Here is a 1,411-nt window from a genome sequence, read left to right as displayed (position 1 = left end):
AAGTAGTGCTACTGGAGCTACAGCTATAAACATTATCATTAACTTCTTGAGAGGAGATGCAGGCAACCTTGGAAATTTTGTGAATAGCGATTTTGAAGCCAACGGATGGCATATTATTGATGCTTCTAGCCTTGCAAATGCTTTAACGAAGTTAACTAAATACTTAGGAAATAATCAGGCTGATAATATTTATATTAATGCTCATGGTTTAGTAGGCAAACGTTATACTTTTGGTGAAAACGGAGAGGCTCTTCGTAATCCACAAACGGGTGAATATATACTGACAGATGATACAGGTTTTTACACTAACCTTGAAACTGAAAAAATATATGGAACAGATATTCAGCAGTATATTGCTGATTCGGGTAAGTTAACTGCTGATAAAAAAAGCAGTATAGATAGTCTTGTTGGGATTGGTAATTATGTTAGAGATGGGAAGAATCTAATCATAGGAGCTTGTTTCTCAGCAAATGATACACTTTTTGGTACAGGAGTTTCTTCTTTAGTAAAATCCAGAGATATTTTTGCAAACAGGGATTTTTCAAGCTTATTTCCCATTGGAGGAAAAATAAGATTTCAGGATTTCATTGGCTTTAATCAAACTTCTCAAAAACGATATGAACATGGGTGGGTTTGGTATAAAGATGGAGTAGCTACTCAAACAAATTTTAATATAATCATGACAAAATATGGAGTCAAAACAATTAAATAAAATAATAATACTAATAGTCCTAACTTTTTATATGAATGTTTTTTCTCAAATGAAAATGGCAGGCATAGAGAATAAAAAATTTTCGGTTAATTTAACTACTGAAAAGAAGGATATTATAAAAATATTAGATAATAACTCATACAGTGTATTTTATATTTTAGATAGAAGAGGGCTTGACTTTGGTGAAGGTGTGGGAACTGTTGATATGGCAAATCTTATCTTTTTTTCTAAAAAATATAATAAAGGCGTTGTTACCATATTTAAACAAAGTATTGAACATGATAAAAAATCTGTTTATAATATTAAACTATTTACGGGATCTCATGATAAATATATGTTTTTACCCTCGATGATTATTGTTGACAAAGATTTTAATTATGAGTATTTAATGGAATATTATTATATGCCTCCTCCTCCTCCAAAAAAAGGCGATTATACGTCATGGATTACTTTACAGGATACAAAAAATTATTGTAATATAATACATGTTGACCTAAAAGGAAATGTTATTTATGAAAATATAGATGATATCTTAAGTAAAATTCCTAAGAAAAATATAAATGAAAATAAATCTAAAGAATGTAATCCTATAATTTCAGATGAAGATTTAAAATATTTTTTTCCAAAGAAAATAGTTAAATGATATAGTGGTGGAGGAAGTGGTATTACCAGTAATACGGTGGAGGAAGTGTAGCTACC

Annotated in this window: 2 protein-coding genes; both read left to right on the top strand. The window is 29.7% G+C overall.

All coding sequences use genetic code 11. The features are described from left to right. Positions 1-712, top strand: a 712-nt coding sequence (locus tag CHA01nite_RS20685) for a hypothetical protein (RefSeq protein ID WP_170234795.1), incomplete at its 5' end; no start/stop codon positions are given. Continuing rightward, positions 690-1,355 (top strand): hypothetical protein, encoded by a 666-nt coding sequence (locus tag CHA01nite_RS20305; protein WP_146944805.1) that lies wholly within the window; start codon positions 690-692, stop codon positions 1,353-1,355. The genes CHA01nite_RS20685 and CHA01nite_RS20305, both read left to right, overlap by 23 nt. The last annotated feature ends 56 nt before the right edge of the window (positions 1,356-1,411 follow it).

It is taken from the genome of Chryseobacterium hagamense (assembly GCF_007991455.1).
GTDB classification, from domain to species: Bacteria; Bacteroidota; Bacteroidia; order Flavobacteriales; family Weeksellaceae; genus Chryseobacterium; species Chryseobacterium hagamense.
The sequence above is the reverse complement of the archived record's forward strand: the minus strand, read 5'-3'. Positions and strand labels throughout refer to the sequence as shown.